Here is a 17,942-nt window from a genome sequence, read left to right on the forward strand (position 1 = left end):
ATGTTAGCCCCATACAATATGAATCAATGAATTAAAACCCCGTGTCTACTTTATCGGGGTCAGATCAAGCGCCTATTAACTTATTGCCAATCGCTGATTACTGCTCAACAACATGATGATGAGTCATCAAACGAAATAGTTGATACCAGTAAGAACATTAATTTTAGTGATTACAAAAAAGACTAAAACAGAATGAAATAAGTTTTTGCAAGCTTGTGAAAATATATTTTTATAAATTTTTGTATAGCATTACAAAAATAAAGTAGTACTAACAAACACTAATTGTTAGTTAAATATTTAAGGAAGAAAATGACCCTCTCATTACAAAATTTTAATAGAGCCCTATCTGAAGCAGAACAACTATTAGCATGCTTTGAAACGCTAAATAACCATCCAGAATTATGCTCTTATGATGTTTTAAAAAAAGCAAGCTTAATAATGACGCTAACCGCATGGGAAACCTATGTTGAAGATGTGGTAACTGAAATTTTTGATGTCAAGTTTAGCTTAATTAAAGGCTCTCAATTTGGTCACTTTGCAGAAAAGCAATTAAACGAACGCTTAAAGTTATTTAATAACCCAAATTCAAATAAAACCAAAAAGCTATTTGAAGAGTTTTTTGGTGTAGATATTACTGAGCAGTGGGTATGGCCAAACGTGTTACCAAAAGATGCCAGAGAGCAGCTGAATAAATGGATTTCTAAACGGGGCGAGGCCGTACATCGTGCACAGTTTGATACTACTCAACCACAAATAATTAAAAAAGATGAGCTTGAAAAGTGTTTGCGGTTTTTTAAAGCGCTTGCACAAGCAACAGATAAAGCATTAGCAGTAATTTAAAGGAATAAGTAATGAGTTTACAAACAAGAATAAAAAAATTAATTGATCAAATTTCGGTCGGAATGCATGAGCGTGAGGAGATAATCCCAGTTGCATTACTTGGCGCACTAACTGGGCAAAATACATTTTTATATGGCCCACCAGGTACAGCTAAAAGTTTGATATCGCGACGTATTGCTAAAGCATTTGATAACCCGCCTTATTTTGAATATTTAATGAACCGTTTTAGTACACCAGAAGAGGTGTTCGGGCCGGTATCGATTAAAGCGTTAAAAGAAGATCAATACACACGTAAAACTGAAAATTATTTGCCTAAAGCAGAGTTTGCGTTTTTAGATGAAATTTGGAAGTCGAGCCCTGCAATATTAAATAGCTTATTAACACTCATCAATGAGGGGGTTTATAAAAATGGCCAAGAACTTGAAAAAGCGCCCTTAAAGGCCTTAATTGCAGCATCAAACGAAACGCCTGAAGAAAACCAAGGTTTAGATGCGTTATACGATCGCTTTATTATCAGGTTAATGGTTGGCCCAATTGAAGTAAAAGAAAACTTTGAAAGGCTAATTAGTAGTAAGCCAACTCATGCTGAAGTGAGAGTTACTGATGAGGTAGTCATTAAGAATAATGAATGGGCTAGTTGGCTTAAAAAGATTGATACGGTTGAACTTTCAAAGGATACGTTAACAATTATTCATTTAATAAGAAAAGAGCTGTCGGATCAATTTTTAGAGCTTGGTGTTTATGTGTCAGACAGGCGATGGCAAAAAGCAGCTCAGTTGCTTAAAGCCTCGGCATTTTTTAATAATCGTAAACAAACTAACCACAGCGATGCTTTATTATTACGTTATTGCCTTTGGACTACCGAGAATAACCGCGAATATGTTGAGAGCATAGTAAATAATGCCATAGAAGAATCTGGCTTTTCACCAGAGTTAAGCTTAGCTGAGCTTGATAGAAAAAAAGATGCACTTGATAAAGAAATTACTAATGAAATTTTTCATGAAAAAGATGTGTACGAAACACATGATATTAATGGTAAAGAGCACTATCAAGCGAAGCAAACATTTTCTTACCGAGAGAATCACACCTACAGACGAGAAGTAAAAACAACAACACGTACTTTTTACATCCCTATGAATAAAATGAAGAGTAAAGACACCTTTAATCCTGTTGATGCGAATGGTAATGAGCTTGAAACTTATACATGTACGTTTGATGGTCAAGGTAGTTGCGAAGTTAAAATTACTGGATTAGAGGGACGATATAATTCTACAGCCCATGTAACACCAAAGATTCTATATAAAAAAGGACAAAAGAAACAAAACGTAAATAACCGCTTAATTAATGCTTTAAAAGCCGAAGTAAATGAGCTGACTCAAAGCTTAAGGACAACTTTAGAATTATGTGAGGCTAAGCAAGCAGAGTATGTAGCTTCTTTATACTCACCATTTGTGTCTGAACAATCATGTAATATAGCGCTAAATGGTATTAATCAACAAATAAGTGATTTGAAGTTAAGAATTAAAGATTGTGACCGTTTAAAAGGGTTATGTAGTGCGTAATATTGATGAATATGCAACCACTATGCTGGCTGAAATAAATAACGATTACCAAAGTACCTTTGAGCACGCTCCAAATTTAGCATTACAAGTTGAAGATCGCCTAAAAAGCTGGGCTGATAAAGCGAACCGACATTGTTTGTTAGAGTTCCCTTATTACGATGCTCAAAATGAGTTGGATGTTTTTAATAGCTTAAACTTTGATAGCTTAACTATTAGAAAATATGAACTTGCGTTAAATAAATACAAAGCTTTGTGTGCAAAAAGTAACGTTAATTTCAACAAAGACTTTTGGGATACAGATTTAGTTCACCTCAAAAATGAGGCTGTCGCGTCAAAAAGTAAGAACGTTAAAGCTGCTAGTGATTTAGCCACTTCTGCTAATTTATTGGCAAAGGAGTGGCAAAAGTTACTGTGTTCACTATATGAACAGTGGGAACTAGAGCAAATAACTTTATTGAGAGAAAAGTTTTTAAAAAGCTTAGCTAAAAAACTAAAGCTTATTGACGAAATGCTTACTTTATTATGTAAGCTAGGTCTTGAGCCAGGCATTTTACTTGACCTTTCAAGTGGTTCTTTAAAGCTAAATAATTTATCTAAAGTTAAAAGCTTAATGGAACGAATTCATAGTGATGAAGGAATTAAAAAGCTATTAGACTTGTTAGGTCGTATAAACCAGGTTAAAAAAAGTGAAAAAATAGAATCAGTTACTCATTCTTATATACAAAAATCATCCATAATTGATATTAATTCTAAAGAAGAAATAGTAGGAATTAAATTATCTAAAGATATTGAGCATGCTCTCCCTTCTGAATTAGCGCTATTAAGTGACGAGGACACATCAATTCTATTTGACCTTAAGTATGTGGAGTCATCCTTAATGTGCTTTGAAATGTCGGGGCAGCAATTTGTTGATGAGGAATTTGAAATAGAGGAGGAGTTGACAGTTGATGAAGATGAACAAAAAGGCCCTGTAATTATTTGCATTGATACCAGTGGTTCAATGCAAGGAACGCCTGAAACTGTTGCCAAAGCTGTTGCTTTAGTTATGTCATTAAAAGCGCAAGCTAAAAATAGAGATTGCTATATTATTAACTTTTCTACTTCGATTAATACCTTAGATCTATCCAAAGGATTTAGTTTAGAAAAGTTGACAGATTTTTTATCAATGTCGTTTTATGGTGGAACGGATGTAGGACCAGCTATTAGCCATGCAGTTAATTTAATGACAGAAAATACATACAAAAAGGCTGATTTACTTATCGTTTCTGATTTTATAATGGATGGGCTGCCAACTTCGCAAAAAGAGGCTATATCTGCTTTAAAGCTGAATGGAAATAAGTTCTTTTCTTTAGTGGTGGGTAACTGTTACCTAAGTAAACGCCTCAGAGAAGTATTTGATCAGGAATGGATATATAACCCTCATAATGGAAGTATTAATGAGCTGGTTGCTATTGAAAGCTGGCTAGATTGATTAAGGTCTAATGAAGTTTTATTTTGAAAGATACAAAGCATTTTCGGCTGAAATGTTAGATGAAGTCCAAAGTGATTTCGGTCAAGATAGCTAATGCCTGAAGTACTGAGCGAACGTGAGCTAATGTAGTCAATCGGGTTATGAGGTTAAGTGATATTAGGAGTGAGCTGGCTAGTTTACAAGCTTGTGAAGTTAAGTTCTAGGTACAAAAGTGTATTATTAAAAAGTTCCAATAATTAAAATAAAAGAGTGCCCATTATGCTGATGGCAATTTTGAATAATAAAGCTGGCAGAATCGAAAATGCTCAAGGTGATGCAGTTTCTTGGCGTGAAATATTTAAGGCTTATGAAGACCTTTTAACGTCTACTTTTTTTGAAAGGTTTAGTTACTTAGATCAAGTGTCTCAAATTACTATATTAGCTAAGTGCTTTGATATAAAAGATAAGTTGTATCTATCTGAAACCCTGGGTGAATTAGAAAAAATAGAGTACTGGCCGAGGTTTACTTTAATTAACGATCAGCAAAGCCTTGTTGAGCCAGATGTTATTTTATGCTTTAAAAAAGTGAATATATTGATTGAAGTTAAGCCCCCTAGTGGAGGTGAACAATATTTCGAACAGTGGTCTAGAGAGGTTAAAGGCTTATTAAATAGTAACTTTAAGCATAAGCCACTATATTTCCTGGCTTTAGGTGGCGTATCTAAAATTGGAGTTAACCAACAGCTTAAAAATCTGGTTAACGATTTTGAAGTGATTGAGTACGCTGCAGCAAAAAATTGGCATGAATTGGTCCCTATACTCAAAGTGCTTCTTAGTACAAGTAAATTGCGTGAACAGCGAATTGTAAAAGATATGATAGCTGCTTTAGGGCTTTTTAATGTCTGTATTAAAAACTTTAGGTGGAAAGATTTTGATTCAGCTTTATTAAAGCCAATTACGTTGAATCATAAATGCTTTTTAGAAAAAGAACGGTTAAATATAGGTAACGAATTGAATTTTGACAATATCTCAAAAGCAAACTTTCAGCCTTTATCTCTTAACTCAATTACTGAATGGAAATTAAATTGATGGATACCAAAAAACCAGGCACAGAACTATTAATGCAAGTCCGTACAGGGCATCGCTTATTGGCAGCTTTTTATCAGCGTTTATATAGTAACTTAAATAAACTGCTGAATGAATTAGAGCTAAGTTTTTACGTATGGCGACCAGTAAATTTTGATAGACCAGCGACTTTGAGTATAAACCCATTTCAAAAATGGCAGTGGGATTTATTACCTGCTATGTCTAGTTACTTCATATTTAAAACTGACTTTGACAACAATAAAATAGTGCCAGGGCATTGTTTAGTTGAGATAAAAGTTGATTTAGACACAGCTGTTGATGGTAAATCGGACTTAGGTGGTCAACCTGATGCACTAGGGATAAAAACTTCAATTGAAGAATCTACCAGTATTCTAAGTGTAAGAGCTTATTCCCCGTATCAAGAAATAGCAGGTAACTGGTATTATAATTTATGGTCCAAATGCTCAAATATACCATTGAGTTCAGAGCCCTCAGAGCTAGATAACTTTCCTGTTATAACAAGTGGTTTTGAAATTGATATACAGGACCTGCTAGAAACGGACGGGCTAGATAATCTAATTGGCAGAGCAAAAAGTATTATCGAATCTACTTGTAGTGCGTCTAAAAACAGGCTTTAGATTTTGCTATGAATTAAGTAAGTAGGCTTTATTAAAGCTACCCCGCTATGGGGTAGCACTTTAAGCTGCAGTACTTGCAGTGTCTCTTTTCCCAATTTTTTCACTTATCCATTCTTCAACTTCACTTTCTACCCAGGCTACAGAGTTACCACCTAGCTCGACCTTCATTGGAAATCCACCAGCGCTCATAAAGCGATAAACAGTTGAACGGCTTAAGCCTGTGATATGTAAAACTTCTTTTAATTTGATTAAACGCATGGGATTTCTCCGGTTAGGTTATTAGTACATATCCTTTCCGGGGGTAGTAATTTTTTACTGAGGCGAAACAAAAACGTTAAACATATACAGCACAATTTTGCATAAACCATTGAGAGGGCATAATAATGCAAAATACAAGTCACTATACGAATTTGACCACCCAGTAAGTGGTGAACAAATACTTGAAGCAGCAGCTTACATAACAGTTCAAAAGCAAATCAATCAAGGGTTTAAAGTGCCACTATAGGGAGCGAAAAGTCTTAGACTTAAATATTAACAATTAGCCAGACGTACTTTTTAAGCACATTGGATTATTGGTACTCAAATAACGCGTTTTCCCATTCTTGAATGATTATTTGGCGCTTCATCTGATCGTCTATCACTAATATTTCTATGCCAAGGGGGACGGGGCGCAGCTGACCTTCTGATATATCAAGTAAATGTTTTTGCTTAATTCTTACTTCGTTATTTATTGGCTCAAAATTAGTAAAGTTGGCCATGTCTGTTTGCCCTTGTACAGACACTAAGTAATCAATAAACAGCTGTGCGCCAATTACATTTTTAGCATGTTTAGGAATAATGGCACTGCGCATAATAACCGAGGTGTAGTCTTTAGGTTGCACCACAATAATATTAGGGTGCTGCGCCGCCCATGTGCGCGCATAAGAGCTTAATATGTTATAGCCAACAGTGAGCTCGCCCGTTGAAAGTGCCTTGAGTATGTCGGCGCTGCGTCTAAATACACGCGTGCTGTGATAGCCAAACGATTCAAGCATTCGGCCATAGCTTGAGCTTTGCTCGCGGTCATGAGCCCACAGCAAATAGCCTATGCCCACTTGAGTAATATCGTAAATGCCAATGCGGCCTTTAATTTGCTCACTGCGCCTTCGAATTAGCTCTAATAATTCGTTGCGGCTACTTGGTGCGACCTCTTCGCCTAAAAATTCTTTATTAAATGCAATTACCGCTGTTTCATAGGTAAAGCCAAATACTTCATTTCGCCATTTAGCCCATGCAGGAAGCTTATTTGTTTGCTCAGAGCTGTAAGGCTGTGCGTAACCATCGTTAACTAACTTTACCTGCAAGTTCATTGCTGAACTTAATAATACGTCGGGCGGGTTTTTAACGTCGGCTAAAAATTCGCTATACACTTCGAAAGTACTCAGCTCGTAGTAGTCAATTTGTACAAAAGGGTATTTTTTTTGAAAGGCCGATAAAAAAGGGGCAATTTCCATTTTATCAGCGCCGCCATATATTTTAAGCACAGATTTATTTTCGCTTTGTGCCGGAAATACTAAAGGGTTTTTTGCAGCAACGAATGGCGAGCCTACAAAGCACGTTAAAACAACGGCAATATAAATCAGCGATAAAAGTTTCAATGTTCGTCCTCGGTCAGCATTAACGGAAAGTTTATTTCAAAAATAAGCCCCGACGGGCTGTTATCAAGCAGCTTAATAGCAGCGTTATGATGCTCTGCTACCTCTTTAGCAATGCTTAAGCCTAAGCCACTGCCGGCACGTGGGTCGCCTTTACTTTTGTAAAACCGCTCAAACACATGTTGTTTTTGCGCATCGGGTACACCTACGCCTTGATCAGCCACGCATAAACGGGCTATGTAACCACTGTCTGTACTGTGAAGCTCGGTAGAGACATTAACTTCTTTGTTTTGCGGGCTAAATTTAATCGCGTTTTCTAAAATGTTGCGTAGCATTTGGCTAAGTGCAAACGAATCACCATTGATCATTAAATTATCATCACCTTGATATGTGATGATCACGCCGCGTTGAATCGCCGATACCGCAACATCTCTACACACAGACTTTACCAGCTCCGGCAACGAAAGCGTTATTAAAGGCTGGCTATGAAAGCGGTGCGCAAGAGTGGCTTGGTTTAACAGTTGCGTAACGGTGCTGTCGAGTAAATCTGTTGAATATAAAACACGATTTAACTGCTCTGTTCTTATTTTTTCATCGCTTTCTTCAATGGCATTTTGCGCTTGGCTTTTAAGGCCTGCAAGAGGCGTTCTTATTTGATGGGCCACTTCGCCGGTAAAGCGTTTTAAATGATTAAGCGAGACTTCTAATTGCGATATAAAATGGTTAATGGTTGAAATTAAATCGGCCATTTCTTTGGGAACCGACATATCAATAGGGCGTAGATCAGTGGGGGAGCGCCGACGTATTTTTTTATTTATGCTGTAAATAGGGCGCAAAATTTGATTCACTCCCAGTAATATAAGCACAATAGCTATTACAAACGTTAAAATAACCATTTGTATCACATTTAAATTCATTTCATAGGCGAGCTGATCGCGAGCTTGGGTGGTTTGGCCTATTAAAATATTTACATCAAACGATTCGCCCACTTCATAAAGCTTATCTGAGAGTAAAATAAAGCGGTAGTTTTCGCCTTTGTAATCACCTTCCCAAAATTGTATCAGTAGGTTATCTCGTGGGTCATATTCTGCACGTTGCCACTGAGTGTCGGCTTTTTGCAAAATGTGTTGATATAAGCCATTGTAGCCGGTTAAGTGTTCCCCTTGATTTTGCGTTATTTGATACACCAATCTGTCATTTGAGGCCATCGAGAGAGTTTCAAATGTAGCGCTGGGTAAATCAACAATAATTTCGTGGTAATCAATGTGGGTATTTTCAAAAATTTGTAAAGCAGCACTGGCAAGTAGCCTATCGTATGAAATTTGGGCGGCGTTTTTACTGTAATTATTAGCCATAAAATAGGTTATAAGTGTAATTATAACCATTAAAGCAATGGTTATTGTAAGCAGCTGCCGGCGAATTGAGGGGAGGGTTTTGCTACTCATTAGGCTCTGCTAAAAGATAGCCTAAACCACGCAGTGTTTTTATATCAACACTGCTATTTACCAGCTTTTTACGAAGCCTTGCTACGTAGGTTTCTATGGCGTTGGGGCTGGGTGAGTCGTCAAACGAATATAAGTGATCGAGTAACTCATCTTTATTAAGCACTTTGCCTTGATGCGTTAAAAATATTTCTAGCAACCTAAATTCTCGTTGTTTTAAGTCAATAAGTTCTTTAGCAATAGTGACCGTGCATGATTTTCGGTCAAAATCGAGGTTGCCATAACTAATAATGTCTTTGCCAAGGCCTTGGTTACGCCTAAGTAGGGCGCGGCAGCGGGCTTCTAATTCGCCAAAATCAAAGGGTTTAGTGAGGTAATCGTCGGCGCCTAAGTCGAGTAATTCTATACGGTGCTCTACTTGAGCGCGTGCCGTTAAAATTAATACAGGCGTATTTGATGAGCGAGCCCTGAGCTTTTTTAATATTTGCTCACCGTTTAAATTGGGCAAGTTTAAATCAAGTAAAATAAGGTCGTACTCATGGCGTTTTAACAGCGAATTAGCCACATCACCACTGGTTACAAGGTCTATACCTTGGCCCATTTTGGTGAAGCGTTGGCAAATTGCTTCTCCTAACACTTCGTCGTCTTCAACTGCTAAAATTCTCATTAAGCACACCCGCAAAGTCGCAATTAAAAAATATAATTTTAAGTTGTGCAAGACACTAAACAATTACTGCAACGTTTACAATACGCAAATGCCTTCGTTTATAGCAAGATAAGCTATAGTTTTAATTTAATAGCTAAAAAATACAATTGCCTAAAATGTAATTATCTTGTGACAGGTTTGTGACAGGTTTGCCGTGTAAATTGCAACATGAATAAACTGATACACACTACACACTACACACTACACACTACACACTACACACAACTATAAATTTAATTAAACAAGGTAGCGGAGACAACTATGGATCAACAGTTCTCTAAAATATTTGCAGTAACAGGCGCAGTATTAACTTGTGTTTCTATTCCTTCGTACGCTTCTTTTAATGGGCTTACAGAGCAAGACGAATTTAATATTAAGCTAAGGTCAATTTACTTTGACCGCGATTACGATAACGACGCCAGCGACGACTCAACGTTTGCACAAGGCATAGAGCTCAATTATCAATCGGGCTATTTTAATGACTTAATTAGCATGGGTGTCTCTACTTATACGGTACTTAATTACAACTCAACCGGCAGCGCACAAAATAATATTTTACCCGCTGGGTATGAAAAAGGCGGCGTTGACGATAGTTTTTCTAAATTTGGTCAATATTTTATCGACGTTAAACTTGGCGACAATGGCCATGTAAAAATAGGCGGGCAAAAAACCAAAAGCATGTTGTTAAAAAGCTCGGGTAGCCGCGCAATTCCCAATACTTTTAGAGGTGTATTTGGTGACTACAAGTTTGGCAATACCAAAGTATATGGTTACGCCTACGATAAATGGAGCCGCCGCCACGATGACAAATGGGAAGATTTTTCTACCGACCAGTCAGATAACGGCGCAATTAGTGTTATTTGGGGTGTGGGCGCAAGCTACAAAAAAGACGCGCTAAAAATAGACGCAGAGTATTTAAACTCCCATAACTACTTATCAAAGCTTGGGCTTAAAGGCAGTTACGCTATTAAGCTCGATCACAGTAAGTTAACCCTTTCAAGCGGCGTATTTACCTCACAAGACGATGGCGATTTATTTGTAACCGGTGCAGAGGGTGGTGATTTAGATGATGAAGATGCACTCGGTTCGGTTTCAGGCGTTACTAAAAGTGAAAACGATGGTTTTGCCTATTACCTAGATGCTAATTGGAAAAAAGATATTTGGACACTAGGCGCCGCATTTACCAAGGTGAACGATGCTTGGATTGAAGATAACTTTAGCGGCGATCACGGGACTAACCCGTTTCCCACGCGCTCATTAATTGGTGCCGATTTAACAAACCAAAATGAGTCAACTTGGCAGGCTCGCTTAGGTGTTGACCTAAAAGCAGTGGCACCGGGTTTAACCACAAAGTTTTATTACACCAGCGGCAGCGATGCAGAAAATTCAAGCTTAGGTAAAGCAGGTGGCACAGCCGATGAAAAATATTGGGCCATTGATACACGCTACAAAGTAGCGGCTGTAAAAGGCTTAAGCCTACGTTGGTTATTTTTAGATTACACCACAGATGAAACTGGCAGTGTTGATGGTGTAAAAGGAGACAGAGCAGATCACCGTGTATATGTAGATTACACCATTAAGTTTTAAACGCCCCCTTCGATTGGCTTTTAACGCGCAGCATGAAAATGCTGCGCGTTTTTTAATTTTTAAAAGTTATTTTTTAATCAATTTTTATTTCGTGACAGGTTAGTGACAGTTTGGCTCCTTACTCTTAAAAAAAGGGCAACGTTTTGATAACGACGTTACTTGTTTTTAATTGCATTGAAAGGGCGAAACGATGAACTCAACACACGCTACACCTCAGTTAAAACCTACGCCGAGAGCCATTCACTTTCGTGCAAATAGCCAACAAACAGCCACGGCTGCGAGTGCAACAAGTAATACTAATTTTGCCCCTCAATCTTTGCAAAGTAAGCAAGAGCAAGTGCAAGAGTGCGTGGTTATTTTAAGTAATAACTAACCCGTTACTGCTCATTTAAATTGATTTAGAAGCTGGATTATTATGACTATTCAAAAAAAAATACCTTGTGTCATTATGCGCGGCGGAACGTCTCGCGGGACTTATTTTTTAGCCAACGATTTACCGAGAGAGTGGGATAAACGCAAAGAAATTTTAACTGCAGCAATGGGCTCAGGCGATCCGCTGCAAGTAAACGGCGTTGGTGGAGGAAACTCACTAACCAGTAAAGCGGCCATTATTTCACGCTCAACCGACCCCGATGCAGACATTGATTACTTATTTGCGCAAGTTGCTATTGAGCAAAATGAAGTCGATATAACCCCTTCGTGTGGCAATATTTTATCTGGTGCAGCACCTCTGGCAATTGAATACGGACTGGTTACTGCAAACGACGGTGAAACAACGGTACGGGTTAAAAATGTAAATACCAATACCCTGATTGAAGTTGTGGTACAAACGCCTAACGGCTTTGTAGAGTACGAAGGAGATGCCACCATTGATGGCGTACCAGGCTCTGGGGCTCCTATTTTACTTAAGTTTTTTGATGTGTGTGGCACTAAAACCGGTGAATTACTGCCTACTGGCTCTGCACGCGATACCTTTGATGGCGTAGAAGTAAGTTGTGTAGATGCTGCCATGCCAATGGTACTAATACCTGCACCATCACTGGGTGTAAAAGGCTCTGAAACTAAACAAGAGCTTGATGCAAATACAGAGTTACTGCAAAAAATAGAAAGCATTCGCCTGCAGGCGTCACTAAAAATGGGCCTTGGCGATGCAACCGGAAAAGTCATTCCTAAAGTCGGTTTACTGTCGGTGCCGCAATTTGGCGGTACGATAACTTCGCGCTACTTTGTGCCGCAAAATTGCCATACCAGCCATTCTGTTACTGGGGCAATTTGCGTGAGTGTTAGTTGCATGTTGCCAGGCAGTGTGGCGTACGACTTAATTACGCCACAAAGCTCAGAGCAGCAAAATATAGTGGTTGAACACCCAAGCGGTAAAATAGATTTACTACTTGAGGGGCGCTTTGAAAACGACACGCTAGATATAAAATCGGCGGGGTTAATGCGCACAGCCAGAATGTTATTTAAAGGTGAAGTACACATACCTGCAAAAGTATGGGATGAAAGCAAAATAGCTTAACTTATACCAATGGGCAAAATAGCTCACTTAATTAAGAGAATTGGTATTAAGCCTTAGTAAACCAACCGAAAATGCGATAGCAGATTGTCTGTTATCGCTTTTTTTATGCTTTATATAAATAAAATTAAACTTATTTTTATTTAAAAACAATGCCTTATAAATAATTTTAAATTAATGGGTAGTTTGGCATCGATGACAGGTAGATGACAGTTTCGGCTATTAGTCTAGCTGTTGTTAACTTCTTTTAACGAAATACTTTCATCTACGTAATAGATGCAATGACGTTATTAGGACCTATTTAAATAATTGCAGCGAATAACAGAGGTCAAATTATGAAGATTAAATTAAGTACTTTTGCACCTAATCGACTAAAAGCAATGCTTGTTGTGTTAGCAGCGAGCACTTGTATCAGCTCAGCTTATGCAAACAATAACGACGAAGTAAGCTTTGATGGTGAGCGAGTAGAGTGGGTTGTGCCTTTTAAAGAAGGAGGCGGCTCTGACACATGGGCACGTTTTTTTGGTCCACGTTTTTCTCAGCATTTAAATGGTAAACCTGTGGTTGTAGTTAAAAACATTCCAGGTGGTGGCTCTACCAAAGGCGCTAACCGCTTTGAGCGCCGGGCTAAAGCAAATGGTTTAAATGTATTTAGTACTTCTGCCTCTACACAAATCCCTTACTTACTTGGCGACTCACGCGTTAGATACGAAGTAAAACGTTGGAACGTGATTATGGCCACACCGACAGGTGCGGTGGTATATGTGCGCCCAGAGCTGGGTATTAAAAACGCATCAGAGCTTGCCAAATTGCAGGGTCAAAAACTTAAATTTGGTAGCCAACGCGCCGCGTCAATGGACTTGGTTGGGTTATTAGCCTTCGACATGCTTGATTTAGACATTCATGCCATTTTTGGTATGAAAGGCCGTGGCAGTGCACGTTTATCGTTTGAACGTGGCGAGGTGGATATCGACTTTCAAACTACCTCTGCCTACTTAAAAAAAGTACAGCCGCTAGTTGATGAAGGTAAAGCGATTCCGCTTATGTCGTTTGGCGTACTTAATAAAGAAGGCAAAATTGTACGCGACCCAACGTTTCCTGACTTACCACACGTAGGCGAGGTATACGAAATGATCCATGGTAAAAAGCCAACAGGCGTTGAATACAACGTATGGAAAACCTTTTTTGTAGCCGGTTTTGCCGCGCAAAAAGGACTGTTTTTACCTAAAGGCACCCCAGATGACGTTATTGCAGAGTGGCGCAATGCAGCACAGCGCGTCATTGATCAAGACAACTTTAAAGAAGAGTCTGAATTAGTACTTGGCCAATACCCACAACTTGTAAACGAAGATGCAGTAAACACACTGAGCTCAGCACTGACAATTTCTGAAACTGACAAACAATGGGTAAGAAATTACCTAACCGAAAACTACAACGCGCGTTTTTAAAAACCTTGTTGATTTGTTGTACACACAGTGGCTCGCATTTAGTGAGCCACTTTTTTAATCTAAGGAGAGCAGTATGTTAGATGCATTTTTAATTGCGCTACAAACTATTCTTACCCCCACACACTTAATGTATTTATGCGGCGGCGTTTTTTTAGGCTTGCTGATTGGTATTTTTCCGGGATTAGGCGGCATAGCGGGTTTATCGTTATTACTGCCATTTTTATATGGTATGGACCCAATTTCAGCGCTTGCTATGCTTATTGGCCTAGTGGCGGTTATTCCAACCTCTGACACCTTCACTTCTGTATTAATGGGTATTCCAGGCTCCAGTGGCTCACAAGCCACAGTGCTTGACGGCTTCCCACTGTCTAAAAAGGGTCAAGCAGCTCGTGCGCTTTCAGCAGCGTTTGCTTCGTCATTATTTGGTGGTCTTTTTGGCGCCATTATTTTAACGCTGTTTGTACTGATTGCCCGCCCCGTTATTTTAGCGTTTGGCTCGGCCGAATTATTTATGCTTACTTTGCTAGGTTTAAGCATGGTGGGTGTATTAGCCGGTAATAGCCTAGTAAAAGGCTTAAGCGCATGCGGCTTAGGTTTATGTTTAGGCTCACTTGGCGGTGCTCCTGCAACCGGTGAATACCGTATGGTATTTGATAACGGTTACCTTATGGATGGTATTCCGTTAGTGGTTGTTGGTTTAGGTATATTTGCGTTACCTGAAATTATCGATTTACTGCGTCAAAACCGCTCTATTTCAGAAGCTTCTGAGCTGGGTAGTGGGTGGTTTGAAGGCGTAAAAGATGTCGTTAAAAATAAATGGCTAGCCACGCGCTGTGCTGCCATTGGTTGTGTTGTTGGCGCACTACCTGGTCTAGGTGGCAGCGTAGTTGATTGGATCTCTTATGGTCATGCGGTACAAACCTCTAAAGACACCGAAAACTTTGGTAAAGGCGACATACGCGGTGTTATTGCCCCTGAGTCATCAAATAATGCCAAAGAAGGCGGTGGCTTAATTCCGACCTTATTATTTGGTATTCCAGGTTCTGGCAGCATGGCTGTATTTTTAGGTGGTATGGTATTAATTGGTTTAGAGCCAGGCCCTGCGATGATCACCACTGACCTTGATGTTACTTACACCATTGTATGGTCACTGGCGCTTGCTAATGTAATTGGCGCGGGCGCGTGTTTACTTATTTCTAAATGGGTAGCAAAGGTAACAACTATTCCTTACACGCTCATGGCACCATTTATGGTTATGGTGATCTTTTTTGCGGCGTTTCAGGCAACCCGTGATTTAGGTGATTTAGTCGCACTTATTGGTATTGGTATTTTAGGCATATTAATGAAGCGCTTTGGATGGCCGCGTCCAGCATTTTTAATTGGCTTTGTACTGGCAAGCGGCATGGAAACTTACCTTTATCAAGCTATTCAGTTTGACGGCATAGAGTTTTTATTAAAACCGGGTGTGATGATTATTGGTGCATTAACCGCGCTTTCTATTTTCTTTGCAGCACGCCACTCTATTAAGGCAGCTAAAAAAGAAAAAGCCAATAAGAACACGGCTAATGCTGAGGTAAAACCAACTAATCTTAAACCACAAATCGCGTTTTCTGGCTTTGTTTGTTTAGTGTTTGCATACGGTTTGTATGACTCGTTCCAACGCACATTTTTAGGAGGGGTATTTCCTGCTGTGGTGTGCTCGTTCATGTTAATACTCTCTGCGGTTGTGCTGATCAAGCTGCTACTTAATAAAGTAGACGATGCTGTAAATTACGATAATGAGGTCTCTGCGGGGTATGTAAACGACTCAAGCGTGACTGGCCTTTGGCATTATGTATTTTGGCTGTGTGGCTTATTAGCTGGGTGTTTTTTACTGGGCTATGTGATTTCGATAGCGTTGTTTTTCATAATATTTTTACTTGTAAAAGCACGTATATCAATTGCTAGAACATTAACACTGACAGTGTGTGCGTTAGCATTTTTACTCACTTTATCGCACTTTATGGTATTAGATTTACCAAGCGGTTACCTACAAGAAGTGGCAAGCTTTACGCAGCTGTAAACGCCGCCGTGCTAAGCAAAACAAGCAGCGCTTAGCACGGTTTACATTGGCTCTAAAAGGCACTGGCTTAAGAAGGATATAATTATGATTTCACCTAAGCTTATTTTAATGCCGCTTTCTACAAGTGGGCATGTAACAGAGCGCTTAAAAGGGGGCTTAGCCGTTGCTAAGTATTTTAATGCGCACCTTGATGTTTATCACACGCACTTAGACCCAAAACGCTTTTTACCAACAGGGCAGCTTGGCTTACCAACTAAATTGGTAAAAGAGTTAGACTCTGTAGCAGGGCGCTTTGCAACAACCGAATCGGCAAATTTAAAAACCGAATTTGTTAGTTTATGTGCCCAGCAGCAAGTTAAATACACTGACGACAGCGCAGAGCATCCCACGCACCCAAGCGCTTCATGGCATATTAATATAGGTGTGCGCAGCGAAATAATTGCAGAGCAAGGCAAAGTCGCTGATTTAATTATTATTCCGCAGTCTAAAAGTGGTAAATCAACCTCGACCTTTGAGGCATCGGTAATGCGAAGTGGTAAACCTATATTACTGGTACCACGGCAAATGACCCACTTTGATATAAAAACAGTGGTGATTGGTTGGAACGCCAGCACCGAGGTATCGCGCGCGCTCACTTACAGTTTACCGCTTCTAAAACAAGCTCAAAAGGTTGTTATTTGCACCAGCGCAAGCAGCGCCGATAAAATGCCAAACGGCCATGAAGTGGTTAAATATTTAGCTCAGCACGATATTAAAAGTGAGTTTGTAACATTTAATAATGGCAGGCAATCGACCGCTAAAGCGTTTATGTCGGTAGCGCAAATGCATAACGCTGATCTAGTGGTGATGGGCGCATTTACTCACAGGCGAATCCATGAGCAAATTTTTGGTGGTATGACTAACTACATGCTAGCAAACACCACCTTGCCAATACTTATGGCGCGATAACACTTAAAGCTTAAAAACTGAATTTTACCCAAAAGCCGATATTTACGTTCAATATCGGCTTTTTATTAAAGCTCAATATGATAAAACTAACCATTACAATAATAAAAGTTAATGGGTAGCAGCCTATGTATACGCTTTCGCAGTGGCAATCAAACGGGCAGTTTATTGATATAAATGCCCAGCAAATTTTTACTCAAACAGCGGGGGATGCTAATAACCCCGCGCTCCTTTTGATACACGGCTTTCCTAGTGCAAGCTGGGACTGGGAAGGTATGTGGGATGAGCTCAAAAAACACTACTTTTTAATTACACTTGATATGCTGGGGTTTGGCCTTTCGGATAAACCAATCAATGCTGCTTATAACATTACAGAGCAAGCTGATTTATACACGCAACTTTTAAAGCGTTTAAATATTACCAATGTACACCTATTAGCCCATGATTACGGTGATACCGTGGCTCAAGAGCTATTAGCAAGGCAAGTTGCTGCTCAAAGTGACTTACGCATACACAGTGTATGCTTTTTAAATGGCGGGTTATTTCCACACATACATAAACCTTTATTTATACAAAAGCTGCTACTTTCAAAACTTGGTTGGCTAGTACCTAAGCTAATGAGCAAACAAAAGTTTGCTAAAAATTTAATCACTATTTTTGGTAAAAACACGCCACCAGCCCCTATAGTAATTGATACCCTTTGGGCGTTGTTAATTTACAACAATGGTTTACGTGTGATGCCCAAGCTAATTAAATATATTACACAGCGAAAACAAAACGAACAGCGCTGGGTTGGGGCAATGATTAATAGCGATATACCGCTTACGTTTATTGCAGGTGAGCAAGACCCAATATCGGGTAAACACATGCTTGAGCACTATAAAAAAACAATACCAATGCGCGCGTACAAGGGTTTGTTGAGCTTGGCCACTATCCACAAATAGAAGATGCCAAGGCGATAACCGAGGCTTATTTAAATTTTAGAAAGCAGATATAAAAAACGCGGCTATTTTAGGCCGCGTTTAT

15 protein-coding genes and 1 pseudogene are annotated in these 17,942 nt (G+C 39.2%); 12 read left to right on the forward strand and 4 right to left on the reverse strand.

The genetic code is table 11. The annotated features are described in order from the left end of the window. Positions 1-309 precede the first annotated feature (309 nt). The 5 genes from CWB60_RS03505 (at position 310) to CWB60_RS03525 (ending at position 5,576) form a co-directional block, all read left to right on the forward strand. Entirely contained in the window at positions 310-840 is a 531-nt protein-coding gene (locus tag CWB60_RS03505) for a HEPN domain-containing protein (RefSeq protein WP_138579793.1), read from the forward strand. A gap of 11 nt (positions 841-851) precedes the next feature. Then, positions 852-2,402, forward strand: a complete 1,551-nt coding sequence (locus CWB60_RS03510; RefSeq protein WP_138579792.1) for an AAA family ATPase — start codon at positions 852-854, stop codon at positions 2,400-2,402. After that, on the forward strand, positions 2,395-3,873 hold the full coding sequence (locus CWB60_RS03515) for a VWA domain-containing protein (RefSeq protein ID WP_138579791.1): 1,479 nt from the start codon (positions 2,395-2,397) through the stop codon (positions 3,871-3,873). The genes CWB60_RS03510 and CWB60_RS03515 overlap by 8 nt, the downstream gene beginning before the upstream one ends. 258 nt (positions 3,874-4,131) lie before the next feature. After that, positions 4,132-4,941, forward strand: coding sequence for a hypothetical protein (locus CWB60_RS03520; protein WP_138579790.1), 810 nt, complete (start codon positions 4,132-4,134; stop codon positions 4,939-4,941). Then, on the forward strand, positions 4,941-5,576 hold the full coding sequence (locus CWB60_RS03525) for a PM0109 family protein (protein ID WP_138579789.1): 636 nt from the start codon (positions 4,941-4,943) through the stop codon (positions 5,574-5,576). Before CWB60_RS03520 ends, CWB60_RS03525 begins: the two co-directional genes overlap by 1 nt. Positions 5,577-5,636: 60 nt before the next feature. On the opposite strand, the gene CWB60_RS03530 is transcribed toward CWB60_RS03525, so the two are convergent. The 4 genes from CWB60_RS03530 to CWB60_RS03545 all read right to left on the reverse strand — a co-directional run bounded on the left by CWB60_RS03530 (position 5,637) and on the right by CWB60_RS03545 (position 9,319). Beyond that, positions 5,637-5,834 (reverse strand): helix-turn-helix transcriptional regulator, encoded by a 198-nt coding sequence (locus CWB60_RS03530; RefSeq protein WP_010557263.1) that lies wholly within the window; start codon positions 5,832-5,834, stop codon positions 5,637-5,639. Positions 5,835-6,145: 311 nt separating this feature from the next. Then, on the reverse strand, positions 6,146-7,213 hold the full coding sequence (locus CWB60_RS03535) for an ABC transporter substrate-binding protein (protein WP_138579788.1): 1,068 nt from the start codon (positions 7,211-7,213) through the stop codon (positions 6,146-6,148). Further along, complete coding sequence (locus tag CWB60_RS03540; protein ID WP_029774041.1) at positions 7,210-8,655, reverse strand: sensor histidine kinase; 1,446 nt, start codon at positions 8,653-8,655, stop codon at positions 7,210-7,212. The genes CWB60_RS03535 and CWB60_RS03540 overlap by 4 nt, the downstream gene beginning before the upstream one ends. Beyond that, positions 8,648-9,319, reverse strand: a complete 672-nt coding sequence (locus tag CWB60_RS03545) for a response regulator transcription factor (RefSeq protein ID WP_029774040.1) — start codon at positions 9,317-9,319, stop codon at positions 8,648-8,650. The genes CWB60_RS03540 and CWB60_RS03545 overlap by 8 nt, the downstream gene beginning before the upstream one ends. A gap of 300 nt (positions 9,320-9,619) precedes the next feature. Between CWB60_RS03545 and CWB60_RS03550 the strand changes: the two genes are divergently transcribed. The 7 genes and pseudogenes from CWB60_RS03550 to CWB60_RS03580 all read left to right on the forward strand — a co-directional run bounded on the left by CWB60_RS03550 (position 9,620) and on the right by CWB60_RS03580 (position 17,913). After that, positions 9,620-10,945: an OprD family outer membrane porin gene (locus CWB60_RS03550; protein ID WP_138579703.1), complete on the forward strand. Its 1,326-nt coding sequence runs from the start codon at positions 9,620-9,622 to the stop codon at positions 10,943-10,945. A gap of 190 nt (positions 10,946-11,135) precedes the next feature. Next, entirely contained in the window at positions 11,136-11,318 is a 183-nt protein-coding gene (locus CWB60_RS03555; RefSeq protein WP_054983681.1) for a hypothetical protein, read from the forward strand. A gap of 42 nt (positions 11,319-11,360) precedes the next feature. Continuing rightward, positions 11,361-12,464 carry a 4-oxalomesaconate tautomerase gene (locus tag CWB60_RS03560; protein ID WP_054983682.1) on the forward strand — a complete coding sequence of 368 codons (1,104 nt, stop codon included), beginning with the start codon at positions 11,361-11,363 and terminating at the stop codon, positions 12,462-12,464. 332 nt (positions 12,465-12,796) lie between these two features. Beyond that, complete coding sequence (locus CWB60_RS03565) at positions 12,797-13,909, forward strand: Bug family tripartite tricarboxylate transporter substrate binding protein (protein ID WP_024032569.1); 1,113 nt, start codon at positions 12,797-12,799, stop codon at positions 13,907-13,909. Between the two features lie 73 nt (positions 13,910-13,982). Further along, entirely contained in the window at positions 13,983-15,971 is a 1,989-nt protein-coding gene (locus CWB60_RS03570; RefSeq protein ID WP_096739792.1) for a tripartite tricarboxylate transporter permease, read from the forward strand. 84 nt (positions 15,972-16,055) lie between these two features. After that, the gene (locus CWB60_RS03575; RefSeq protein ID WP_096739791.1) at positions 16,056-16,919 is read left to right on the forward strand and encodes a universal stress protein; all 864 of its coding nucleotides are present in this window, start codon (positions 16,056-16,058) and stop codon (positions 16,917-16,919) included. Between the two features lie 125 nt (positions 16,920-17,044). Further along, a pseudogene (locus tag CWB60_RS03580) lies at positions 17,045-17,913 on the forward strand (alpha/beta fold hydrolase). The last annotated feature ends 29 nt before the right edge of the window (positions 17,914-17,942 follow it).

Source organism: Pseudoalteromonas sp. S327 (assembly GCF_005886415.1).
Classification (GTDB): Bacteria; Pseudomonadota; Gammaproteobacteria; order Enterobacterales; family Alteromonadaceae; genus Pseudoalteromonas; species Pseudoalteromonas atlantica.